This window comes from Comamonas sediminis (genome assembly GCF_041107495.1).
Classification (GTDB): Bacteria; Pseudomonadota; Gammaproteobacteria; order Burkholderiales; family Burkholderiaceae_C; genus Comamonas; species Comamonas sediminis.
Genome location: NZ_JBGBDC010000009.1, coordinates 216752 through 238837, shown reverse-complemented (window position 1 = coordinate 238837; position 22086 = coordinate 216752). Strand labels below are relative to the sequence as shown.

General features: G+C 64.9%; 21 protein-coding genes. 11 read left to right on the top strand and 10 right to left on the bottom strand.

Annotated features, from left to right (window positions below; translation table 11 throughout):
* Window positions 1-58: 58 nt before the first annotated feature.
* The 5 genes from AB7A72_RS20250 to garD all read left to right on the top strand — a co-directional run bounded on the left by AB7A72_RS20250 (window position 59) and on the right by garD (window position 5915).
* Window positions 59-541, top strand: coding sequence for a TRAP transporter small permease (locus tag AB7A72_RS20250; protein ID WP_369460948.1), 483 nt, complete (start codon window positions 59-61; stop codon window positions 539-541).
* Between the two features lie 10 nt (window positions 542-551).
* Window positions 552-1847 carry a TRAP transporter large permease gene (locus AB7A72_RS20245; protein ID WP_312417977.1) on the top strand — a complete coding sequence of 432 codons (1296 nt, stop codon included), beginning with the start codon at window positions 552-554 and terminating at the stop codon, window positions 1845-1847.
* A gap of 55 nt (window positions 1848-1902) precedes the next feature.
* Window positions 1903-3198, top strand: coding sequence for a glucarate dehydratase family protein (locus AB7A72_RS20240; protein ID WP_369460947.1), 1296 nt, complete (start codon window positions 1903-1905; stop codon window positions 3196-3198).
* Between the two features lie 49 nt (window positions 3199-3247).
* Complete coding sequence (locus tag AB7A72_RS20235) at window positions 3248-4249, top strand: Bug family tripartite tricarboxylate transporter substrate binding protein (RefSeq protein WP_369460946.1); 1002 nt, start codon at window positions 3248-3250, stop codon at window positions 4247-4249.
* A 94-nt stretch (window positions 4250-4343) separates the two neighbouring features.
* Window positions 4344-5915 carry a galactarate dehydratase gene (garD, locus tag AB7A72_RS20230; protein WP_369460945.1) on the top strand — a complete coding sequence of 524 codons (1572 nt, stop codon included), beginning with the start codon at window positions 4344-4346 and terminating at the stop codon, window positions 5913-5915.
* A gap of 20 nt (window positions 5916-5935) precedes the next feature.
* Here the strand turns inward: garD and AB7A72_RS20225 are convergent, their stop codons facing one another.
* The 8 genes from AB7A72_RS20225 to AB7A72_RS20190 form a co-directional block, all read right to left on the bottom strand.
* Window positions 5936-6781 carry a ChaN family lipoprotein gene (locus tag AB7A72_RS20225; RefSeq protein WP_369460944.1) on the bottom strand — a complete coding sequence of 282 codons (846 nt, stop codon included), beginning with the start codon at window positions 6779-6781 and terminating at the stop codon, window positions 5936-5938.
* Window positions 6782-6840: 59 nt separating this feature from the next.
* A complete protein-coding gene (locus AB7A72_RS20220) occupies window positions 6841-7410 on the bottom strand; it encodes a pentapeptide repeat-containing protein (RefSeq protein WP_239810436.1) in 570 nt (189 codons plus the stop codon).
* 17 nt (window positions 7411-7427) lie between these two features.
* The gene (locus tag AB7A72_RS20215) at window positions 7428-8666 is read right to left on the bottom strand and encodes a tetratricopeptide repeat protein (protein ID WP_369460943.1); all 1239 of its coding nucleotides are present in this window, start codon (window positions 8664-8666) and stop codon (window positions 7428-7430) included.
* Window positions 8663-10327 (bottom strand): DUF4384 domain-containing protein, encoded by a 1665-nt coding sequence (locus AB7A72_RS20210; RefSeq protein ID WP_239810438.1) that lies wholly within the window; start codon window positions 10325-10327, stop codon window positions 8663-8665. The genes AB7A72_RS20215 and AB7A72_RS20210 overlap by 4 nt, the downstream gene beginning before the upstream one ends.
* Window positions 10328-10471: 144 nt before the next feature.
* On the bottom strand, window positions 10472-10807 hold the full coding sequence (locus AB7A72_RS20205; protein ID WP_239810439.1) for a hypothetical protein: 336 nt from the start codon (window positions 10805-10807) through the stop codon (window positions 10472-10474).
* A gap of 162 nt (window positions 10808-10969) precedes the next feature.
* Window positions 10970-11269 (bottom strand): hypothetical protein, encoded by a 300-nt coding sequence (locus AB7A72_RS20200; RefSeq protein ID WP_239810440.1) that lies wholly within the window; start codon window positions 11267-11269, stop codon window positions 10970-10972.
* 117 nt (window positions 11270-11386) lie between these two features.
* A complete protein-coding gene (locus tag AB7A72_RS20195; RefSeq protein ID WP_239810441.1) occupies window positions 11387-11800 on the bottom strand; it encodes a hypothetical protein in 414 nt (137 codons plus the stop codon).
* 440 nt (window positions 11801-12240) lie between these two features.
* On the bottom strand, window positions 12241-14433 hold the full coding sequence (locus tag AB7A72_RS20190; protein ID WP_369460942.1) for a malate synthase G: 2193 nt from the start codon (window positions 14431-14433) through the stop codon (window positions 12241-12243).
* 422 nt (window positions 14434-14855) lie between these two features.
* On the opposite strand from AB7A72_RS20190, the gene AB7A72_RS20185 reads away from it, so the two are divergent.
* A complete protein-coding gene (locus AB7A72_RS20185; protein WP_239810443.1) occupies window positions 14856-15215 on the top strand; it encodes a hypothetical protein in 360 nt (119 codons plus the stop codon).
* Window positions 15216-15558: 343 nt separating this feature from the next.
* Window positions 15559-15918 (top strand): hypothetical protein, encoded by a 360-nt coding sequence (locus tag AB7A72_RS20180; protein WP_239810444.1) that lies wholly within the window; start codon window positions 15559-15561, stop codon window positions 15916-15918.
* Window positions 15919-16014: 96 nt separating this feature from the next.
* On the opposite strand, the gene AB7A72_RS20175 is transcribed toward AB7A72_RS20180, so the two are convergent.
* Both AB7A72_RS20175 and AB7A72_RS20170 read right to left on the bottom strand, forming a co-directional pair.
* Window positions 16015-16701 (bottom strand): response regulator transcription factor, encoded by a 687-nt coding sequence (locus AB7A72_RS20175; protein WP_239810445.1) that lies wholly within the window; start codon window positions 16699-16701, stop codon window positions 16015-16017.
* A gap of 96 nt (window positions 16702-16797) precedes the next feature.
* Window positions 16798-18048, bottom strand: a complete 1251-nt coding sequence (locus tag AB7A72_RS20170) for a PAS domain-containing sensor histidine kinase (protein WP_369460941.1) — start codon at window positions 18046-18048, stop codon at window positions 16798-16800.
* 164 nt (window positions 18049-18212) lie between these two features.
* Here AB7A72_RS20170 and AB7A72_RS20165 point away from each other — a divergent pair, with 164 nt between their 5' ends.
* The 4 genes from AB7A72_RS20165 to AB7A72_RS20150 are packed head-to-tail and all read left to right on the top strand — an operon-like array spanning window position 18213 to window position 22072.
* On the top strand, window positions 18213-19139 hold the full coding sequence (locus tag AB7A72_RS20165; protein WP_239810447.1) for a LysR family transcriptional regulator: 927 nt from the start codon (window positions 18213-18215) through the stop codon (window positions 19137-19139).
* 4 nt (window positions 19140-19143) lie between these two features.
* Entirely contained in the window at window positions 19144-19590 is a 447-nt protein-coding gene (locus AB7A72_RS20160) for a DUF2214 family protein (protein WP_239810448.1), read from the top strand.
* A gap of 41 nt (window positions 19591-19631) precedes the next feature.
* Window positions 19632-21341: an arginine--tRNA ligase gene (argS, locus tag AB7A72_RS20155; protein WP_369460940.1), complete on the top strand. Its 1710-nt coding sequence runs from the start codon at window positions 19632-19634 to the stop codon at window positions 21339-21341.
* A 26-nt stretch (window positions 21342-21367) separates the two neighbouring features.
* Window positions 21368-22072 carry an SPOR domain-containing protein gene (locus AB7A72_RS20150; protein WP_312416716.1) on the top strand — a complete coding sequence of 235 codons (705 nt, stop codon included), beginning with the start codon at window positions 21368-21370 and terminating at the stop codon, window positions 22070-22072.
* Window positions 22073-22086: the final 14 nt, after the last annotated feature.

Below are 22086 nucleotides of genomic sequence, written 5' to 3'. Positions count from 1 at the left end.
TGCTGGCTCCTTGCAACCATCGCCCGGGGCTGTGCGCCCGGGCTGCTCGGGCACCACGATGTTTACCAAGATTTGCAGCGCCTTGTCGCGCTTGTGCATGTGGCTGGGTATTGCCGGCCTGATGCTGTTGATCGCTGCCGTCAGCTGGCAGGTGTTTGGCCGCTATGTGCTCAACAACACGCCGACCTGGGCCGAGAGCCTGTCGCTGTTGCTGGTGCTCTACGTGACCATGTTCGGCGTCGCCGTGGGCGTGCGCGACAGCGGCCATATCGGGCTGGAATCGCTGCTGGTGCTGGCGCCGGACTGGCTGCGCACCAAGATGGAGTTTCTGATCCATGCGCTGATTCTGCTGTTCGGCGCGGCGATGGCCTATGGCTGCGCGTCGCTGGCCGAATCGGTCTGGGACTACCGCCTGCCGACCTTGGGCTTGTCCGAGGGCTGGAAATATGTGCCCGCCATTCTTGCCGGCAGCCTGATCGTGCTGTTTTCCATTGAACACCTGATCGCACTCGCGCAAGGCCGCGAAGTGCAGCCCAACTAGGAGCGCGGCGATGACCACAGCCTTGCTGATTCTGAGCCTGAGCTTTGCCGTCCTGCTGCTGCTGGGCGTGCCGGTGGCCTTCTCCATTGGCCTGTCTGCGCTGGCCACCCTGGCCTACGAGGGGCTGCCGCTGGAGGTGGGTTTTCAACAGATGACCGCCGGCATGGGGGTGTTCTCCTTCCTGGCGATTCCGTTCTTTATCTTTGCCGGTGAGCTGATGCTGCACGGCGGCATTGCCGACCGCATCGTCAACTTTGCGCGGGCGCTGATCGGCCATGTGCGCGGCGGGCTGGGCATGTCCAATGTGGTGGCCTGCACCTTGTTTGGCGGCGTCTCGGGCTCGCCGGTGGCCGATGTCTCGGCAATGGGCGCGGTGATGATCCCGATGATGAAGAAGGAGGGCTACCACGCTGACTACGCCGTCAACGTGACCACGCATGCGGCCCTGGTGGGCGCGCTGATGCCGACCAGCCACAACATCATCATCTATGCGCTGGCAGCCAGCGGCAAGGTGTCGATTGCGGCGCTGATCCTGGCGGCCATCATCCCGGCCATCATCCTGACCCTGAGCAACCTGGGCGCGGCCTACTGGGTGGCACGCCGCCGGGGCTACCCGGCGGGCACCTTCCCCGGCTGGCAGGTCGTGGGCCGCAGCCTGGCAGCGGCGCTGCCGGGCCTGTTTGTCGTGGTGCTGATTCTGGGCGGCATTCTGTCGGGCGTGTTCACGGCCACCGAATCGGCCGTCGTGGCCGTGCTGTATGCACTGGCGCTGACGGTGTTTGTCTACCGGTCGCTCAGCTGGGCGCACTTTGTCAAGGCGGCGTCCAAGGCGGTGCGCAACACCGGCATCATCCTGCTGCTGATCGGCATCTCCAGCACCTTTGGCTACCTGATCAGCCTCTACGGCGTGGCCGAGCTCACCGGCCAGATGCTGGCCCAGGTGACCACCACGCCCTGGATGGTGTTCCTGCTGATCAACATCATCCTGTTCCTACTCGGCACCTTCCTCGACATGGCTGCCACCATCTTGCTGTGCACGCCCATCTTCCTGCCGATTGCCCAGCACTACGGCATGAGCTCGGTGCAGTTCGGCATTGTGCTGCTCATCAACTGCGCGCTGGGCTTGAACACCCCGCCGGTGGGCACGACGCAGTTTGTCGGCTGCGCCATTGGCGGCGTGTCGGTGGGTACCGTCATGCGCACCATCTGGCCGTTCTATGGCGCGCTGATCTTTGCGCTGGGCCTGGTGACCTTTGTGCCGGCCTTCACCACCTGGCTGCCGCAGATCTTCATGACCGTGCGCTAAGCGCTCCCCGCCTCGCAGCCCCTTCACCACTTCTGCATCCTCCTGCGCTTTCACGATGAGTACCTCGCACGCCATTCGCCACATCCGCATCACGCCGATTGCCTTCCGCGATCCGCCGCTGCTCAACGCTGCCGGCATCCACGAACCCTGGGCACTGCGCTCCATCATCGAGATCGAGACCGCCTCGGGCCTGGTGGGGATCAATGAGAGCTATGGCGACGAGCCGATGCTCGATGCGCTGGCCAAGGCGGCGCCGGCACTGGTGGGGCTGTCGCCCTGGGCGCTCAACGAGATGGAGCAGCGGGTGGCCGCGCTGGTGGCGCCGCCGGTGCAGACGGCCTCGGAGTTCCTGGGCCAGCAGGTATCGCTGGCGCCGGGCACCCATGTGTCGAAAACGGTGGCCAAGGTGGTCAGCGCCTTTGAGGTGGCCATGCTCGATCTGCAAGGCCAGATGGCGAATGCGCCGGTGGTCGATCTGCTGGGAGGCGCGGCGCGCTGCAGTGTGCCGTTCTCGGCCTATTTGTTCTACAAGTACGCCGAGCATGCCGGCCAGCCCTATGCGCCCGATGCCTGGGGCGAGGCGCTGACCCCGCAGCAGCTGGTGGCACAGGCGCAGCGCATGATGGGCCAGTACGGCTTCCAGAGCATCAAGTTGAAGGCCGGGGCCTTGCCGCCCGATGAAGAGGCCGCCGGCATCCTGGCTTTGGCCAAGGCCTTTCCCGGCCTGCCTTTGCGCATTGATCCGAATGCCAACTGGACAGTGGAGACCAGCCTGCGCATTGTCGAGAAGCTGCGCGGTGTGCTGGAGTACTACGAAGACCCGGCGCCCGGGCTGGACGGCATGGCGGCCGTGGCCCGCGCCTGCGAGGTGCCGCTGGCCACCAACATGGTGGTGACCGATTTTGCCGAGTTCCGGCGCAATGCCGAGATGGGCTGCCCGGTGAAGATTGTGCTGAGCGACCACCACTACTGGGGCGGTCTGCGCGCGACGCAGCGCCTGTCCACCCTGTGCCGCACGTTTGACCTGGGCCTGTCGATGCACAGCAACTCGCATCTGGGCATCAGCCTGGTGGCGATGACGCATCTGTGCGCCAGCGTGCCCTTGCTCACCTATGCCTGCGACACCCACTACCCCTGGCAGGACGAGGAGGTCATCGAAGGCGGGCGCCTGCAGTTCGAAGCCGGAAGCCTGCGTGTGCCGACAACGCCAGGCCTGGGTGTGCGGCTGGACCGCCATGCGCTGGCGCGCCTGCATGACAACTACCTGCACTGCGGCATCCGCAACCGCGATGACCTGGGCCAGATGCGCAAGTACGACCCCAGCTTTGACGGCAGGCAGCCGCGTTTCTGAGCCACGCCGCGTGCATTGCTTTCGACGATTACAAACCAAGGAGACCTCCATGCAACGCAGAACCCTGATCCAAAGCTCGCTCGCGGCCAGCGCGCTGATGCTGGGCGCCGGCCTGGCCAGCACATCCGCGCTGGCGCAAAGCAACTGGCCCACCGGCAAATCCATCACCTACCTGGTGCCGTTTCCGCCCGGTGGCAATACCGATACGCTGGCGCGTGTGGTGGCCCAGCCGCTGGGCAAGGCACTGGGCACACCGATGGTCATCGAGAACAAGGGCGGGGCCGGCGGCAGCGTCGGTTCGGCCCTGGCGGCCCGCGCGGCGCCCGATGGCTACACCATCCTGGGCGGCACGATCAGCTCGCATGCGATCAATATCAGCCTCTACTCCAAGCTCGACTACGACCCGGTCAAGTCCTTCACGCCGGTCGCGATGCTGGGCTCGGGCCCGCTGGTGCTGGTGGTGCCCGCCTCCAGCCCCTACAAGACCCTGGCCGATGTGATGGCCGGCAGCAAGGCCAAGGCCGCCAGCGGCGGGCTGACCTCGGCATCGCCCGGCAGCGGCACCTCCAACCACATGGCGCTGGAGCTGCTGGCCTACCAGACCGGGGTCAAGTTCACCCATGTGCCCTACAAGGGCAGCGGCCCGGCAGTGCAGGATGTCATCGGCGGCCAGGTCGACATGATGTTCGACACGGCCCTGGTCGTGGGCCCGCATATCCAGGCCGGCAAGCTGCGCCCGATTGCGGTGACCAGCTCCAAGCGCCTGGAATCCCTGCCCGATGTGCCCACCATTGCCGAGGGCGGTGAAAAAGGCTTTGACATGGGCTCCTGGCAGGCGGTGTTTGCGCCTGCGGGCACGCCCAAGCCGGTGGTGGATCGCCTGCATGCCGAGATCATGAAGATCGTCGCCACGCCCGAAGTGCAGGCCCGCCTGAAGGCCTTTGGCATGCAGCCTTCGACGATGACGCCGGCCGAGCTGGCCGAGTTCCAGAAGGCCGAGGTAGCCAAATGGGCGCAGGTGATCCAGGCCGCCGGCATCAAGGCCGATTGACACAGCGCAGCCAGCCTGTCACCTTGGAGGACAGGCGCGCGGTGCAGTAGCCACGCCAGCGCGCTAAGCTGCACCGCGCCAGAGAGTATTGGATATGACACAAGCCAGAACGACCCCACTTTCGATTTCCATGCATGCGGCGGACAACGTCGCGATCATCGCCAATGACGGCGGGCTGCCGGCCGGCACGGTGCTGCCCTCGGGCCTGCGCCTGGTCGAGCAGGTGCCGCAGGCCCACAAGGTCGCCTTGGTGGACCTGGCAGAAGGCGAGGCCGTGCGCCGCTACAACGTGGTCATCGGCTATGCGCGCCAGGCGATTGCGGCGGGCAGCTGGGTGCATGAGCGCCTGCTGCAGATGCCCGAGGCCCGCTCGCTCGAAGGCCTGCCGATCGCCACCGTGCCGGCGCCCGATCTGCCGCCGCTGGAGGGCTATACCTTCGAGGGCTACCGCAATGCCGATGGCACGGTGGGCACGCGCAATATCCTGGCCATCACCACCACGGTGCAGTGCGTGGCCGGCGTGCTGGATTTTGCAGTGCGCCGCATCAAGGCCGAGCTGCTGCCACGCTACCCGCATGTCGACGATGTTGTCGGGCTGGAGCACAGCTATGGCTGCGGCGTGGCCATTGATGCGGTGGGTGCCGACATACCGCAGCGCACCTTGCGCAACATCAGCCACAACCCGAACTTTGGCGGCGAGGTGATGGTCGTGAGCCTGGGCTGCGAAAAGCTGCAGCCCGAGCGCCTGCTGCCGCCGGGCTCCTTCCCGATCACCGACGAGCGCGCGCCCGAACTCGATGTGGTCTGCCTGCAGGACGAGGCCCATGTGGGCTTCATGTCGATGGTGCAGTCGATCATGACCCGGGCCGAGGCGCACTTGGCAAGGCTGAACCAGCGCCAGCGCGAGACCGTGCCGGCCAGTGCCCTGGTGGTGGGCGTGCAATGCGGCGGCAGCGATGCCTTCAGCGGCGTGACCGCCAACCCGGCGGTCGGCTTTTGCACCGATCTGCTGGTGCGCGCCGGTGCCACGGTGATGTTCAGCGAAGTGACCGAGGTGCGCGATGGCATTGACCAGCTGACCTCACGCGCCTCCAGCCCCGAGGTGGCGCAGGCCATGATCGACGAGATGGCCTGGTACGACGCCTACCTGGACAAGGGCAAGGTGGACCGCAGCGCCAACACCACGCCGGGCAACAAGAAAGGCGGCCTGTCCAATATCGTGGAAAAGGCGATGGGCTCGATCATCAAGAGCGGCACGGCGCCGATCACCGGCGTGCTGTCACCCGGTCAGAGGCTGGCCGAGCGCGGCATTGAGCGCGGCCTGGTCTATGCGGCCACGCCCGCGAGCGACTTCATCTGCGGCACCTTGCAACTGGCCGCCGGCATGAACCTGCATGTGTTCACCACCGGGCGCGGCACGCCGTATGGGCTGGCGCAGGTGCCTGTGATCAAGGTGGCGACGCGCAGCGATCTGGCACGCCGCTGGCATGACCTGATGGATGTGAACGCCGGGCGCATTGCCGATGGCGAAGCGACCATCGAGGAGATGGGCTGGGAGATGTTCCGCCTGATGCTGGAGGTGGCCAGTGGCCGCAGGAAGACCTGGGCCGAGCAATGGCAGCTGCACAATGCGCTGGTGCTGTTCAATCCCGCCCCGGTGACCTGAAGCGCGGGGCGCCGACGCGCTTACTGCTTCCACTTCTCGCGCAGCGCGGCACAGTGGTCCTCGGCCGGCAGCGCCGGGGTGCTGTGCACCCAGTCGCGGTCCGCCGCATCGGCCTGGGCCTGGTTGCCCGCCTGGCCAATCGCCACGACCGAACGGGTGCCCGCAGGCAGCCAGGTAGGGATGCCGGTGCTGCGCAGCACATGGCCGCGACCGGCGATCAGCAGCACGGTCTTGCCCGGCTGCAGCTGGGCCATGGCGGTGCTGGCCATGCTTTCGTCCTTGGCCAGCTGGATGCGCGCCATCGGGGCCAGCTGGTGGTTGGGCAGCAGGCCGCAGTGGCCATCGGCCATCGCGTCGAGCTGGCGCTGCCATGCCGCCACGGGCAGGTGGCTGTCCCAGCGGGTTTGCTGCATCACCTCGCGCATCTGCGCGCGTGGCAGGTTGCCGCCCAACACGGGCACTCCCGCCTGCACGGCCGCCATCACCACCGGGCCGTAGTGGCGCCAAGGCCAGCCCTTGTCATTCCAGGCCAGCGCCTGTTGCACCTGCGCGTCGCTGGCACTGGGGGCCAGGCCCTGGGTGCTGTGGCCGGCGTCGGCCATCTCCAGCACCACGGCGGCCAATTGCCGTCTTGCAGCCCAATGCGCTACCGTGGCCCGCTGCCACTGCTGGTGCGCGGCGGCATCGTGCTGCTCGCCCAGCAGCAGCACATCGGGTGCCTCGGCCAGCGACATCGTTGACAGGCCCATTTCGGCGTTGGCCGGGGCGGGGCTTTGCGGCGCCTGGCTGGCGCAACCGGCCAGCAGCGCCCAGCCCAACAGGCCGGGCAGCCAGCCACCAGGGCGAATGGGTTGTATGTGCTCCATGCGCGCATGGTAGTGGCTGGCCAGCGGCCTGGGGGCTTGAAGGGTTGGCGAATGCGTACTTAGCGGCGCTGGCCGTTGGTCCAGATCGCGCCGGTGGTCAGCGCGCCGTCCATCGACACATTGACCAGGGTGGCGCCGCTCAGGTTGGCGCCGGCCAGGTTGGAGTTGTCCAGGCTGACATTGACCAGCTCGGCGCCCTGGAAGTTGGCGCCCTGCAGGTTGGAGTTGGACAGGTCCACATTCGTGAAGCTGTGGCCGGCAAAGTTGGCCTGGGGCAGGTTGGAGCCCGACATGTTGGCGTTCACATGGGCCTGGTTGCTGCCGCCGCCGCTGCGCTTTTGGCTGCGCACGGTGGTGGAGGACTTGCCCTGGCCTTCGACGACGACGGCTGCGCCGCCGGCACCACCGTGCACGGTGCTGCTGCGGCCGGGGATATTCGTCTCGGCCACGGCGCCACGGCCCGAGGCCGCATTGACGACGGCACCGTTGACGGTGACCGAGGCGCCCTGGCTGCCGCCACGCACATCGACGCCGGGGGCGGAGATGACGGCGCCTTGCGCCCAGACGCCGCCAGCGGCCAGGCCCAGGGTCAGCACGGCCAGGGCCTGCTTGATGTTGGTTTGTTGCATGCTTGTCCTTTCTTGCGCTACTCGGTGAGCGGCGCGTTGTGACTCAGGTTGGAGGGCTGCATGCCTTGGGCATGCGCGGGAGCGGGACGCTCCTCGTTCGGCACCACCTGCTCCTGCGAGAGCGGCGGTGTGTTGGTATCCGTCGCCGCATCACCATCGGCAGCGGGCGGCTCTGGCCAGGCAAAGGGCTGCTGGCTCAGCTGCGCCAGCGGGTCGGCCACGCGCTGGGGGCGATCCGGCGGCGCGCTGGGGTGCTTTTCTTCGACCTGCAGGGCGACGGCGTTGATGCGTGCGGCCAGCTCCTGCATCCAGGCTTCGTCGATCACCGGCTGCTTCTCGTTGCTGCGGCTGAAGATCAGCGCCAGAAACTCGCGCGCCTTGGGGGAGCCTGCATCGGCGGCGCGCCGGTAGTACTGGATCGCGGTGGCGAAATTGCGCTGCACGCCGCGACCCAGGTGGTAGCGGTAGGCCAGCTCCAGCAGCGCATTGGCATTGCCTTCATCGGCGCGCGCACGCAGGCGGCCCAATTGCTCGGAGGTGCTGGCGCGCTGGTAGCTGGCGATGCGGGCCAGGTTCTGTGCTGCCGTCTGGCTGCCGCCGGCCTGCGCCTGGGCGTACAGCTCCTTGGCTTCGTTCATGCGCCCTTCGAGCTCGCGCTCGACGGCCAGGTCGTTGAGCGCCATGGCATCGCCATCGCGCGCAGCCTGTTCCAACAGCAGGCGCGACTGCTGCATGGCCCTGGGGCCGGTCACCCGGCGCTCGACCAGGGACAGCAGGTAGGTGGCTTTCGCCAGGCGCGCATCGGCCGCGCGCTGCAGCCATTGGCGGCCAGCGGGCACATCGCGCACACCGCCGGTGCCCGTACCCAGCATGTAGCCCAGCGCGGCCATCGCGCGTGCATCGCCTTGTGCTGCGGCCTGGCCCAGCCATTGGCGGGCCTGCGCACCGGCTTGGGGCAGACCGGCATTGTGGTAGTAGTACATGCCCAGCTCGAACTGGGCGCTGACCTCGCCTTCCTGCGCCTGCCTGCGCAGCGCCTGCAGGCTGGCATCACTGCGCGGGGCAGGCACGCGTATCGATGAGCCCGGCGCGGCAGGCGCTGCTGGTGCAGCGCTGCTGCTGGCGGCCGTGCCGGCATCGCCAGCACCTGCCGAGGGCAGCACAATCGCTGCCCAGCTGGCGCAGGCATGCAGCAGCAGGCTGCCGGTCAGCGCCACGAGTCCGGCACGGCGGCCGGTGGCTGCAAGGCGGCTCATGGCTTCTTGCCGCTGCGTGCGGCGGCGGGCGGGGTGGCGGCGGCAGCCACGGGGCCTTCGACTTCCCAGCGCAGCTGCGACTGCGCGATGACACCGGTCTGTGCGGCAATCTGCTGCTGCACCGCCTCAATGCTGGTCACGCCCTCGATCGGCGCGAGCTGGGCCTGGGTGAGGGCCACCGGCACGCGGCCAGTCAGTGGTTTCACCGTCTGTGCGCAGTACACCTGCTCCACACCGGGGCGGGCGGTCTCGATCAGAAAGGAGTTGGCCTGCGATACATCGGGCACCATCAGCCCGATGCGGCCCTGGGCCACCACGGCCTGCTGCTGCGGATTGGGATAGACCTGGGTGACCACCTGGGCGGCATCCTGGTAGTAGCAGTAGAGGAAGCCGGTGCGGGCGGGTGCCACGCGCAGCACCACCGAGGTGCCGATGGGCAGCTGCGATGCCAATTCCTTGTGGCCGAGCAGCGACAGGGTCAGCGCATCGCTGGTCGGCTCGTTGTCAGGCAGGCCGTGGGGGCGCGGCTTGAGTTCATCGCTTTGCGGCGAGTAGCTGGAGGCGATCTTGTCATCGGCCGACATGCCGGCATACAGGCGCAGCAGGCCCATGTAGGTCTCGAAGTTGACGGTGCCCACAGGGGTCAGGTCCAGCGAGGCCTGGTAGAGCGCCAGCGCATTGCGCAGTGCGGTGGAGTCGTTGCCATCGATGGGGCCGTTCCAGGCGCCTTCGGCCCGCAGCACGCGCTGGGCCAGGTTGATGCGGTCTGCCGGGCCCTGTTCATCAAACCAGGTGCGCATCTGGCGCTTGAACTCGGGATGGTTCTGCTCGTAGTCGATGCATTCCCAGTACGGTACCTTGGCCCATTTGCCCACCAGCTCGATGGTGGCCAGATCGACCAGCAGGCGCACCGCTGCGCCTGCGCCCTGGTTCACGTCGGCGGCGACTTCGTACTGAACGCCCAGGCGGTAGATGTGCTTGGGCAGGCCGGTGGCGCGGCCGCCGATCTCGACCGAGCGGCCGCCGGTGGCGACGACCAGCTCGTTGGCCGAGTCCAGACCCGGGTAGAGCGTGCGGGAGTTCATGTCGCCCAGATGCAGATCCAGCCCCACCACGGTGCCCAGCAGATCCCAGCTGTAGCCGGTGTCGGTATTGGCGGTGGAGACCCCCAGGCTGCTGCGCTTGGAGACCACCGTCTTGTCGCCAAAGCTGATGGCGCCCGAGACATAGATCTGCGGCTTGCGCAGTTCGATCTGGCCGTTGTTGAGCAGCAGGCTGGTCATCGTCTGCACGGTGTCCTGCTTGAGCGCATCGACTTCGTAGTCCACCACCCGGAACGCCTGGCTGGTGCGCGACATGCGCGACAGCGCAGTGATCACCATCTCCTTGGTGCCGGTGGAGAACAGGCCCGACGGGTCCGGAATGCTCTTGACCGCCACCAGCGTCGAGGGCACCTGCTCGGCCGCGAGCATGCGGTCCATGCAGGCCAGGCCTTCGCGCATCGCCGATGCGGATTTGGTCGGGGTGACCAGCGGCGCTTGTTCGGTGATGCCTTTTTCAATGATGTCCTTGCGGTCGGACAGCGTGGGCTGGATGCTGCAGGCTGACAAGGCCAGCACGCAAGGCGCCACAGCCAGGCGGCGAATCGATGAAAGATGCATGGTGTTTATTCTTTATGGCGATGGTGGAGCTGCATCCGCAGCACTGCTGCCGCTGCGGCCAGCGCCCTGCCGGGCTCCCTGGCCCGGCAGTGCATGTGCCTGAGCCCGGCGCTCCGGCGTGGCTGCCATCGTGTTTATTCGTGTTTATTTGCAGATGTTGATCACGGAGCCCCGCACGACGGTGACCTGGTCGGCGTTGCCTGCGCCATACCGGTTTCCGATCCCGGCAGTGCCTTCCTGGATCTGCGGGGCGGCACCCACATTGGTGTTGCAGTTCTTGCCCGAAGGGCCGGTGACCATTTCCCGCTCGATCGCCGATCGCGAATCCTGCTCCGTCAGGTAGTTGCGGGCCATCGCGTTGCTCACCTTGTTGCGCGAGGCTGGATCGAGGCCGCTGCGGCCGGCGGGCGGTTTTTGCTGCGCCTGCGCGGCGGCGCATAACAGGGCCAGGACACAGGCCCCGACATAGCTGGCTTTCATGCGCAGTCTCCTTGAGGGACCCTCTGCACAACGTTCTGCCAGGGTGGGGACGCGGCCGCATCCATTCCCTGGGCAAAGGCTCTGCAGAGGATCTTTTTTTTGAGGGGCTGACCAGCGTATGGCTTTGGGCGCATGCGGTGGCCAGCAGGTGGGAAAGGGGGATTACTTGCCGTCGTTGGACGCCAGATTTTGCTCGGCCTTGGTCATCGCGCCGATGGCCATATTGGCGACAGCACCGTTGGTGACCGAGACTTCCTGCTTGTTATTGCCGCCGATATTGACGTTGCCCTTGTTGGAGGCCAGATTCTGCTTGGCGGTGGCACCAGCGCCAATCGCCATATTGGCGACTGCGCCGTTTTTCACGGTGACCTTCTGGTCATTGTTGCCCTTGATCTTCACTTCCGCTTGCGCAGACATGGCCATAGCGGAAACCGAAACCAGAACTGCTAAAAACTTCTTCATAAAAATCTCCTCGTTACTGAAAGAATATGGTGCACTTCTTGGTATGCACCTCTGCAGTCAGCTCCCCGTGGCGGAGAAACCGAACCGTTCACCGGCGTGCGGTCGCATGGCGCCCTGCTACCGCCCGCCAATGTTCACTACGCTGCGCATGCCAGTGCCGGTGGCCTGGTTGACCACAGGCCCGCCGACCGAGACGACCTGGCTGCCGCTGCCAACGCCGCCGTTGCGCGACGCAATATTCAATTCGCTATAGGCCCCGAAACTGGCCATGTTCGCGACCACGCCATTGACCGAGGTCACCTGGTTGTTGCCGCGGATATGGGTGATGTTCTTGTTGGACGAGATATTCATCACCGCATGGGCTGCCGGGCCGGAGATATTGACGATGCCGCCATTGACCACCACCTGCTGGTTGTTCTGGGCGAATACCGAGGCGCTCAGCCCCCAGCCCACGCACAGCAGCAGATGCCGCTGCGGTGCCAGTGCGCGGACCCATGCCTGCGCAGTGCGTGTGATGGATTGATGGCCCATGGTCAGTTACCCCTTGCCGATAGACGAAAACTTGCTAAGGCGTGTTTTTAACTGCAGTCGGGCGCGCAGAAATGACGAGTTGAAACCGGGTGAATCATGAATATTTCATGACACAAGAAATATTTAGTAGCAGATGAATTTGATTTTTAGATGACGCCTATAGAAAATCAATATGGTCGTAACAACCAGATTACATATAGGCTCATAGACCGAGTCGATCCTTCCAGGGTTTCTTTACAAAGATCTGCAAATTGGCAACTTGCTTTACTTTTGAGCTTTGTTTTTACGAATAAGTAAAAAAGCCTGCCCAAACCGGGCAGGCTCTGAAAAGGATTAGCTTAGGCGCTATAAAAAAAGCAGCCCCCTGGGCTGCTCCTAGTATTTACCCTGATTAGTGACCGAAGGCAGGGCACGCAGCCCTGCCCCGGCCAGGTGACCGCTCAGGCACCGGCCTTGACCTTCAGGCGCCACGCGTGCAGCAGCGGCTCGGTGTAGCCCGAGGGTTGCTCCTTGCCCTTGAACACCAGGTCCAGTGCGGCCTGGAAGGCAGCGCCTTGGGGGTTGGCCACCAGGCTCTTGTAAGCCGCATCGCCAGCGTTCTGGCCATCGACCACCTGGGCCATGCGGGCGAAGCTGTCGCGCACCATCGCCTCGGTCACGATGCCGTGCTGCAGCCAGTTGGCGATGTGCTGGCTGGAGATGCGCAAGGTGGCGCGGTCTTCCATCAGGCCCACGTTGTGGATGTCGGGCACCTTGGAGCAGCCCACGCCCTGGTCGATCCAGCGCACCACATAGCCGAGGATGCCCTGCACGTTGTTGTCCACTTCCTGCTGCTTCTCGGCATCGCTCCAGTTCGGGTTGGCGGCCACGGGCACCTGCAGGATGGCATTGAGCAGGTTGTCGCGCTCGGCGTCGGCGCTGGTCTTTTCCAGCTCCTTTTGCACCTCGGCCACATTCACCTGGTGGTAGTGCAGTGCATGCAGGGTGGCGCCGGTGGGCGAGGGCACCCAGGCGGTGTTGGCACCGGCCTTGGGCTGGGCAATCTTCTGCTCCAGCATGGCCTTCATCAGATCAGGCATGGCCCACATGCCCTTGCCGATCTGGGCGCGGCCGCGCAGGCCCATCGTCAGGCCCACCAGCACATTGCTCTTTTCGTAGGCGGGCAGCCAGGCGCAGGTTTTCATGTCGGCCTTGCGCACCATCGGGCCGGCGTACATCGCGGTATGCATTTCGTCGCCAGTGCGGTCCAGGAAGCCGGTATTGATGAACGCCACGCGCGCAGGCGCTGCAGCAATCGCGGCCTTCAGGTTCACCGTGGTGCGGCGCTCTTCGTCCATGATGCCCAGCTTGACGGTGTTGGCGGGCAGGCCCAGCATCTGCTCGACGCGGCCGAACAGCTCATCGGCAAAGGCTGCTTCGGCAGGGCCGTGCATCTTGGGCTTGACGATGTAGACACTGCCGGTGCGGCTGTTGCGGATGCCGTGCGCACCCTTGCCCTGCAGATCGTGCATCGCAATGGCGGTGGTCACCACCGCGTCCATGATGCCTTCAGGAATCTCTTGCTTGTCTGCACCCCAGAGGATGGCCGGGTTGGTCATCAGGTGGCCGACATTGCGCAGGAACATCAGCGAGCGGCCATGGAGCTTGATGCTGTCGCCGTTGGCCGCCTTGTATTCGCGGTCGGCGTTGAGGCCACGGGTCACCGTCTTGCCGCCCTTGTCGAAGGACTCGGTCAAGGTGCCTTTGAGAATGCCCAGCCAGTTGGCATAGCCGTTGACCTTGTCTTCGGCATCCACGGCGGCGACGGAGTCTTCCAGGTCGAGGATGGTCGACAGCGCCGCTTCGACGACTACGTCGGAGACGCCGGCGGCGTCGCTGCTGCCAATGGGGGTGGCCTTGTTGATGATGATGTCGATATGCAGGCCATGGTTCTTCAGCAGCACCGACTGGGGCGCTGCCGCATCGCCTTGGTAGCCGACAAACTTGGAGGCATCCTGCAGGCCGGTCTTGCTGCCGTCCTTGAGAGAGACGGCCAGTTGGCCGCCTTCAACGGTGTAGCCGGTGGCATCGGCATGCGAGCCCTGGGCCAGTGGCGCGGCCTGGTCGAGGAACTGGCGCGCATAGGCGACGACCTTGGCGCCGCGCACAGGGTTGTAGCCCTTGCCCTTTTCTGCGCCACCGTCTTCGCTGATCACATCGGTGCCATAGAGCGCGTCGTACAGCGAGCCCCAGCGGGCGTTGGCTGCATTGAGCGCGTAGCGGGCATTGAGAATGGGCACCACCAGCTGGGGGCCGGCTTGCACGGCCAGCTCGGAGTCCACGTTCTCGGTGCTGGCCTTCACGTCCTGGGGCTGTTCGACCAGGTAGCCGATCTGGGTCAGAAACTGGCGGTAGGCCGGCATGTCGGTGATCGGGCCGGGGTGGGCCTTGTGCCAGTGGTCCAGCTCGGTCTGCAGGCGGTCACGCTCGGCCAGCAGCGCAGCGTTCTTGGGCGCCAGGTCGGAGACGATGGCATCGAAACCTTGCCAGAACGCAGCGGGCTCCACGCCGGTGCCTGGCAGCACCTGGGTGTTCACAAAGTCATACAGAGTCTGGGCCACTTGCAGGCCGTGGACGGTGGTGCGTTCAGTCATGGTGTCTACCTTTCAATACATATCAACTGCAGTCGCCCCAGGAGCGCAAGGCCCTCGGGCAGCATCAGCACACTTTATTCCATACCCCATAGCGCAATCAATCCATTAAAAACACTTTGATATATGACTTTTTTGGATGTAATCGAGCGCTGTTACCACCGTGTCTGGCCCAAGGCTTTGATGGATTGCATGAATGATCCGCTTTATTTATGTCGCAGATGGTGTCGCCGGGGCTTGGGGTGGTCTGCGCGGGCGGGCATCCTGGCGCTCAGCGTCCACTAGCACAGTTGTTGCCGAAAAGTAGCAGGCCGTCAGAAAATGCGCACAAAGATTGATACACGTCAGAAATGATCAGATACAATCATTTTTATCGAAAGGCGGTAATTTCCCACGCGCCTTCGTCTTTTTCAGGAGTGTGTTCCATGGCGAACTTGACCGACAGCTTGAATGATCTGATGTCTCTGGAAGGCGCGCTGTGTGCAGCCGTGGTGGACTACAACAGCGGCATGATGCTGGCGAGCGCCGGCACGGGCGTGGACATGGAGCTGGCGGCTGCCGGCAACACCGAAGTGGTGCGTGCCAAGATGAAGACCATCAAGGCGCTGGGCCTCAATGAGAACATTGACGACATCCTCATCACCTTGGGCAAGCAGTACCACATCATTCGCCCCTGCTCGCGCCTGGCTGGCATCTTCGTATACTACGTGCTCGACAACAAGCGCGCCAATCTGGCATTGGCACGCCGCAAGGTCACCGACGTCGAAGCCGGCATCACCATGTAATGGCGGGCTGGCGCCATTGCCAGCTCCGGGTGCCGATAAGCTTGCAGATGGCTTCCGCGGCCCTCTCCACGGGCGCGGGGCCTGCGTTGACTGCAGGCCGTCGCAAATAACACACGGTTTGTTACGAATCCTGCTTGCAGTTCCCAGGCGCTGTTTTGCGGATGGATGCAAGCCAGTCCAAGGGCTGCTGCTATCTAATTAGCACAGGCCTGCGCTGGGACTACGGCATCCGTGACAGCGGTGCACAGCGGATGATTGCTCGAATCAGAAGTGACTTATTAGAATCATCTATACCTTTATAAGGTAGCAGTGGTTGATCTAGATCACATAGATTGGAGTGGTTATGGCAAATCTGAACGACAGCTTGAACGATTTGATGTCGATGGACGGCGCCCTGTGCGCTGCTGTGGTGGACTACAGCAGCGGCATGATGCTGGGCAGCGTAGGCACTGGCGTGGACATGGAGCTGGCAGCGGCCGGCAACACCGAAGTGGTGCGCGCGAAGATGAAGACGATGAAAGCCCTGGGTCTGAACGACAACATCGACGACATCCTCATCACCCTGGGCAAGCAGTACCACATCATTCGCCCCTCTCAGCGGCTGTCCGGCATCTTCGTCTATTACGTGCTGGACAAATCCCGCTCCAACCTGGCGCTGGCGCGCCGCAAGGTGGCGGATGTGGAATCGAACATGAGCATGTGATTGCGCGTTGCCGCGATCACCGGGCGGGCCTGATGGGCCCGCTTTTTTTCGCGCGTATTCCAGCGCAACCGAAGCAGGTAGTGGTTTTGCTGCGTGTCAGGCGGACACCAGCGGCGCGCGGAACTGGTAGCCCACTTTCTGCTGCGACTGCAGCGGCACGGCCAGCGGCGTGGCCTTTTCGATGCGGCGGCGCAGGCGGTAGATCGTGGCATGCAGACTGTTGTCGGAGTCGCTCGCCGTCGGATAGCCCAGCAGCTCCCGGATCTGGTCCCGGCCGACGACGGCGCCCTGGGCCTTGAGAAAGCACTGCATCAGCATCAGGTCGGTGGGGCTCAGCTCGACGCTCTGGCCATCGGGCGTCATCAGGATGCTGCGGTGGCTGTCGAGCTTCCAGGCCGTTGCCACCTGGGCGGTGGTCATGATGCGGCGGTGCACGGCGCGCACGGCCAGCTCCACCTGCTCGAAAGTCACCGGCTTGGTCAGGTACATATCGGCGCCGGCATGGATGACTTCGCCAAACACTTCGGGGCCCAGCCGGCCCGAGACGATCAGCACACCCGCCTGGCTGCGCTTGCGCAGAATGCGCAGCAGCTCGGTGCCATTGACGCCGGGCAGCATCAAATCCAGCACATAGAAGTCGAAGCGGTAGGGCTCGATGTCGGCCAGCAGGTCGCTGCTGTCGTTGTAGACCTGCACCTGGACGCCCTGGTTGCGCAGGTGCTGGGCCAGAAATTCGCTGTATTCGGGGTCGTCGTCGACCAGGGCGAGCGTGGCGGGAAGCATGGTGTATCGGTTGAAAGAATACTGTCGGTGTAAAGGCCTGGGAAGCGAGGAGCCAACTTCAGCAGGGGCAGGGTGGTGCGGTCATCGCTGTGCTGGCTAGTCGTCCAGCCCTTGGGGCAACTCCATGCGCATGATGGTGCCGTTTGGCTGGCGCGGCAAGGCCTGGACGGTGCCCTGGTGCAATTGCACCACCGAGCGCACGATGAACAGCCCCAGGCCGGCGCCGGCGCGGTGGCGATGGTCACTGCCACGCGTACCCTTTTCGAACAGGCGGGGACGCAGGCTATCGGGAATGCCCGGGCCTTCGTCGATCACCTCGATGATCAGCGCCAGCGGGTCGTCCGAATCGGCCAGGCGCAGCAGCACCGGGCTGTCTGCAGGGGCGTAGTTGAGCGCGTTGTTGAGCAGGTTGCGAATGGTCAGCCGCATCAGCGCCGGGTGCAGCTGTACGGTGCGTGCCTCGGCGTCCCAGACCACCTGGATGCGGGGACGGGCATCGGCGGCGATATCGTGCAGCACCAGGTTGACCAGGGTGGGCAGATCGGTATCGGAGGATGCGCCGGCACGCCCGCCGACGGCCAGGATGGTGCCGGCAGCCAGGGTGTTGTCCAGGGTGCCGATGACCTGCTGCAGCACATGTTCGGCGCGCAGCAGGGCCTTGGTGGCCGGCGTGGTCTGGGCCAGTTGCAGGTCGGCAATGGCGGACATGGTGGCCTGCATCGCGGCCGAGGCATTGTTCAGCGGCTGGCGGATCTCATGCGACAGCAGCTGCAGCATCTCGCTGTGCTCGGCCAGCATCGCGGTGCGCCAGTCCAGCAAGGTGCGCATTTTCAGCAACTCGCCCTTCTCTTCGCTGCGTTCGGGATTGGTGGATGACAGCGCGGCCAGCTGAGCGCGCAGCGCATCGGCCTGCGCCGCATTGGCGTATTCGGCGCTGCAGTCCTGCATCAGCATCAGCACGCCCTGGGCGCTTTTGCTGCCTGCAGTCCCAGGCCAGAGGTGGGGCGAAAGACTGACACGGCGCCAGGCGAGCTGGCCATGGGCATCGGTCTTGCACGTGTCGAACTGCTGGCGCTGGCCTTGCGCGGCAGCCTGCAGGGCCTCCTGGTGCTGCAGTGCAAAGGCGGGGGGCAGCGCCTCGCCCAGCAACTGGCCTGCGATGCCGGTGCTGGGCACGCCAAACCATTCGCACCATTGCGGCGAGGCCAGGCGCAGGCGCTGGTCGCGCCCCCAGTACGCCATCGCCACGGGGCTGCTGCCAAACAGGCGCAGCAGCTGCGCCGGGGCATACCAGAGGGTGTCGGCGCTGGACGGGGTGCTGGAAGGCGGCGTTGAAGCAGGCGGCATAGGAGCGGGGGCGCAGGAAAAGAGCGGCTGTCAATGATGTCGCAGCGGGATGTGCGCTTTCATGCGCCCGCCAGGCCGGAGCCCCGATGATAATAGGCGGTGGCCCAGCCAGCGCGTCGCTCAAGCGTGGGCCGGCAGGCTTTGCATATTTTCTGTGTTCTGGTATGGATCGCCTCAAGCAGCTCGAATCATTTGTCGCCATCGCCTCGCGCGGCAGCCTCACGGCGGCTGCCAAGGCCGAAGGCGTGGCCCCGGCCATCATGGGCCGCCGGCTCGATGCGCTGGAGGAGCGCCTGGGCGTCAAGCTGCTCGTGCGCACCACCCGCAAGCTGACCTTGACCTACGAGGGCGCGGCCTTTCTCGAGGACTGCCAGCGCCTGCTGGCCGAGCTGGCCAGTGTCGAGGCCAGCGTCAGCGCCGGCGGCATCAAGGCCACCGGGCATCTGCGCGTGACCGCGCCAGCCGGCTTTGGGCGGCGCCATGTCGCGCCGCTGCTGCCGCTCTACCATGCGCGCCATCCCGAGGTCACGATCTCGCTGAACCTGAGCGACCGGCTGGTAGACCTGGCCGGCGAGGGCTATGACTGCGCGATCCGCGTGGGCGATCTGCCCGACTCGTCGCTGGTGAGCGTGCGCGTGGCGGACAACCGGCGCCTGTGCGTGGCGACCCCTGAGTACCTGCGCCGCCGTGGCATTCCCCGCCACCCCAGCGAGCTGAACCAGCATGACTGCCTGACCCTGTCGAGCGAGGCCTCGCAGACGCGGGGATGGGCTTTTCGCATGCCGGCTGCGGCGGGCGGCAGCGAGGTGGTCTACCTCAAGCCCGGCGGGCCGCTCGATTGCTCGGATGGCCAAGTATTGCATGACTGGTGCCAGCAAGGCTGGGGCATTGCCTGGCGCAGTACCTGGGAGGTCGAGGCGGAGATCGCGGCCGGCCGTCTGGTGGAGGTGCTGGAGGACTTTGCCGCACCTCCCAATGGCATTTATGTGATGTTCCAGCAGCGCAAGCACCTGCCGCTGCGGGTGCGCTTGTGGATCGATTTCGTCAAGCAGCACTACGAACGTGCCGATTTTTGGAAGAAGATGGAGTAACACGATGACTTTGGAAGCTGTTCTGGCCTGTCTGCACCTGCTGGCCTTGTTGACCATGGTGGTTTTTCTCTCCAGCGAGGCGGCGCTGTGCCGGGGTGAGTGGATGAATGCGGCTGTCGTGCAGCGCCTGGCGCGCCTCGATCTGGTCTACGCCTTTGCCGCGCTGGCGGTGCTGGCCACCGGCCTGCTGCGCCTGTTTCTGGGGGCCAAGGGGGTGACCTGGTATGTCAGCCAGCCGCTGTTCCACCTGAAGATGACCCTGGTTGTCGTCGGTGTGGTGCTGTCGTTCAAGCCGACAGCCGTGTTCCGCCGCTGGTTACGGCAATTGCGCGACAATGGCGCTTTGCCTGGGGACGCCGAGGTGCGCGCCACGCGCAAATGGGTCATGTGGCAAGCCCACCTGATTCCCGTGATCGCCGCCGTCGCCGTGTTTTATGCCCGGGGCTGGTAAACCGGCCCAGCGCTGGTAACTGCTTCGTCTAAGTTTCAAATATGTTGCAAGTCAAAAAAGATTTGCTCGCAGTGCTTGCTGCCGAGCTCGAGAAATTGTCGCCTGGCGCAGGTTGCCGCGCGGCCTTTGAAACGCCCAAGGTGGCCGCGCATGGTGACTATGCGGTGACCGCCGCGATGCAGCTGGCCAAGCCGCTCAAGGCCAATCCCCGCGCACTGGGCGAGCAGCTCAAGGCCGCGCTGGAAGCCACGCCCGCGTTTGCGCAATGGGTGGATGCGATCGAGATCGCTGGCCCCGGCTTTTTGAACCTGCGCCTCAAGCCCGCTGCCAAGCAGCAGGTGGTGCAGGAGGTGCTGTCCCAGGGCGAGCGCTTTGGCATGCAGCCGCAGCGCGATGAAAAGATCATCGTCGAGTTCGTCTCGGCCAACCCCACCGGCCCGCTGCACGTGGGCCACGGCCGCCAGGCCGCGCTGGGTGATGCCATCTGCAACCTCTATGCCAGCCAGGGCTGGTCCGTGCACCGCGAGTTCTACTACAACGACGCGGGTGTGCAGATCGACACCCTGACCAAGAGCACCCAGCTGCGTGCCAAGGGCTTCAAGCCCGGTGACGATTGCTGGCCCACCGACAGCGACAACCCGCTGGCCAAGAACTTCTACAACGGCGACTACATCGGCGACATTGCCCAGGCGTTCCTCGCCAAGCAGACGATCGAGGCCGATGACCGCACGTTCACCGCCAATGGCGATGTCGAAGACTACGACAACATCCGCAACTTTGCGGTGGCCTACCTGCGCAACGAGCAGGACAAGGACCTGCAGGCCTTCAACCTCAAGTTCGACGAGTACTACCTCGAATCGAGCCTGTACCAGAATGGCCATGTGGACGAGACCGTCCAGCGCCTGATCGCCAGCGGCCATACCTATGAGCAGGATGGCGCGCTGTGGCTGCGCACCACCGACTTCGGTGACGACAAGGACCGCGTGATGCGCAAGTCCGACGGCACCTACACCTACTTTCTGCCCGATGTGGCCTACCACACGCAAAAGTTCCTGCGCGGCTACGGCAAGGCCGTCAACATCCAGGGCACGGACCACCACGGCACCATCGCCCGCGTGCGTGCCGGCCTGCAGGCGGTCAACGTCGGCATCCCCCAGGGCTACCCTGACTACGTGCTGCACACGATGGTACGCGTGGTGCGTGGCGGCGAGGAAGTCAAGATCAGCAAGCGCGCCGGCAGCTATGTGACATTGCGCGACCTGATCGAGTGGACCAGCAAGGATGCGGTGCGCTTCTTCCTGCTGTCGCGCAAGCCCGATACCGAATACACCTTCGACGTCGATCTGGCCGTGGCCCAGAACAACGACAACCCGGTGTTCTACGTGCAGTACGCCCATGCGCGCATCTGCTCGGTGCTGCGCGGCTGGCAGGAGCAGGGCGGCGCCGGCCTGCCTGCGCTGGCGGGCATCGACCTGGGCGCGCTGCAAGGCCCCCAGGCCCAGGCCTTGATGCAGATGCTGGCCCAGTATCCCGAGATGCTGACCAATGCTGCCGATGGCAATGCGCCGCATGATGTTACGTTCTACCTGCGTGACCTGGCTTCGGCCTACCACAGCTACTATGATGCAGAGCGTATCCTGGTCGACGACGAAGCCACCAAATTGGCCCGTCTGGCCTTGGTGGCAGCGGTAGCCCAAGTGCTGCGCAACGGCCTGGCCGTGCTGGGCGTCAGTGCCCCGGAACGCATGTGATTTTGCGAGAAAAGGTAATAACTGCAATGCGACGACATCAACGTGGTGGAACCATCCTGGGCCTGATCCTGGGGCTGCTGGTGGGCGTGGGCGCGGCGTTGGCCGTCGCCGTGTACGTCACCAATGTGCCGGTGCCGTTTGTCAACAAAGGTGGCGTCAAGGGCGAAGCCAAGGACAAGGCCGAGGCGCAGCGTAACCAGAACTGGGACCCGAACTCGCCGCTGTACGGCAAGAACCCTGCGCGTGCGCCGGCTGCGGTGGCACCGGCTGCGCAGGGGGTGGTGGTACCCGAGCCACCGCGCACGGTGGCCGACAACGCCACCCCGCCGGTCGAGGCCAAGCCCGCCAAACCCGAAGTGGTGCTGCCGGATGCCAGCAAGCCCGCTGACAAGCCAGCAGACAAGACACAGGTGGCCAAGCTCGATCCCAAGGCCGGCCAGGGCGCCGATCCGCTGGGAGACCTGGCCAAGGCGCGCAGTGCGGATGGCACCGATGGCTTCCAGTACTTCGTGCAGGCCGGTGCGTTCCGCACCCAGTCCGATGGCGATGCGCAGCGCGCCAAACTGGCAATGATGGGTTGGGAAGCCCGGGTGAGCGAGCGTGAGGTCAATGGCCGCACGGTATACCGGGTGCGCGTGGGACCCTTCAACAAGCGCGATGATGCCGATGGCCTCAAAGGCAAGCTCGATGGCGCTGGCGTCGATGCGCAGATCGTCCGCGTGCAGCGTTGAACTTTTGGCGGTGC

Bases quoted from the DNA above. Each gene is read 5' to 3' on its own strand.
- AB7A72_RS20250 (WP_369460948.1), top strand. From the start codon at position 59: ATGTTTACCAAGATTTGCAGCGCCTTGTCGCGCTTGTGCATGTGGCTG.
- AB7A72_RS20245 (WP_312417977.1), top strand. From the start codon at position 552: ATGACCACAGCCTTGCTGATTCTGAGCCTGAGCTTTGCCGTCCTGCTG.
- AB7A72_RS20240 (WP_369460947.1), top strand. From the start codon at position 1,903: ATGAGTACCTCGCACGCCATTCGCCACATCCGCATCACGCCGATTGCC.
- AB7A72_RS20235 (WP_369460946.1), top strand. From the start codon at position 3,248: ATGCAACGCAGAACCCTGATCCAAAGCTCGCTCGCGGCCAGCGCGCTG.
- garD (WP_369460945.1), top strand. From the start codon at position 4,344: ATGACACAAGCCAGAACGACCCCACTTTCGATTTCCATGCATGCGGCG.
- AB7A72_RS20225 (WP_369460944.1), bottom strand. From the start codon at position 6,781: ATGGAGCACATACAACCCATTCGCCCTGGTGGCTGGCTGCCCGGCCTG.
- AB7A72_RS20220 (WP_239810436.1), bottom strand. From the start codon at position 7,410: ATGCAACAAACCAACATCAAGCAGGCCCTGGCCGTGCTGACCCTGGGC.
- AB7A72_RS20215 (WP_369460943.1), bottom strand. From the start codon at position 8,666: ATGAGCCGCCTTGCAGCCACCGGCCGCCGTGCCGGACTCGTGGCGCTG.
- AB7A72_RS20210 (WP_239810438.1), bottom strand. From the start codon at position 10,327: ATGCATCTTTCATCGATTCGCCGCCTGGCTGTGGCGCCTTGCGTGCTG.
- AB7A72_RS20205 (WP_239810439.1), bottom strand. From the start codon at position 10,807: ATGAAAGCCAGCTATGTCGGGGCCTGTGTCCTGGCCCTGTTATGCGCC.
- AB7A72_RS20200 (WP_239810440.1), bottom strand. From the start codon at position 11,269: ATGAAGAAGTTTTTAGCAGTTCTGGTTTCGGTTTCCGCTATGGCCATG.
- AB7A72_RS20195 (WP_239810441.1), bottom strand. From the start codon at position 11,800: ATGGGCCATCAATCCATCACACGCACTGCGCAGGCATGGGTCCGCGCA.
- AB7A72_RS20190 (WP_369460942.1), bottom strand. From the start codon at position 14,433: ATGACTGAACGCACCACCGTCCACGGCCTGCAAGTGGCCCAGACTCTG.
- AB7A72_RS20185 (WP_239810443.1), top strand. From the start codon at position 14,856: ATGGCGAACTTGACCGACAGCTTGAATGATCTGATGTCTCTGGAAGGC.
- AB7A72_RS20180 (WP_239810444.1), top strand. From the start codon at position 15,559: ATGGCAAATCTGAACGACAGCTTGAACGATTTGATGTCGATGGACGGC.
- AB7A72_RS20175 (WP_239810445.1), bottom strand. From the start codon at position 16,701: ATGCTTCCCGCCACGCTCGCCCTGGTCGACGACGACCCCGAATACAGC.
- AB7A72_RS20170 (WP_369460941.1), bottom strand. From the start codon at position 18,048: ATGCCGCCTGCTTCAACGCCGCCTTCCAGCACCCCGTCCAGCGCCGAC.
- AB7A72_RS20165 (WP_239810447.1), top strand. From the start codon at position 18,213: ATGGATCGCCTCAAGCAGCTCGAATCATTTGTCGCCATCGCCTCGCGC.
- AB7A72_RS20160 (WP_239810448.1), top strand. From the start codon at position 19,144: ATGACTTTGGAAGCTGTTCTGGCCTGTCTGCACCTGCTGGCCTTGTTG.
- argS (WP_369460940.1), top strand. From the start codon at position 19,632: ATGTTGCAAGTCAAAAAAGATTTGCTCGCAGTGCTTGCTGCCGAGCTC.
- AB7A72_RS20150 (WP_312416716.1), top strand. From the start codon at position 21,368: ATGCGACGACATCAACGTGGTGGAACCATCCTGGGCCTGATCCTGGGG.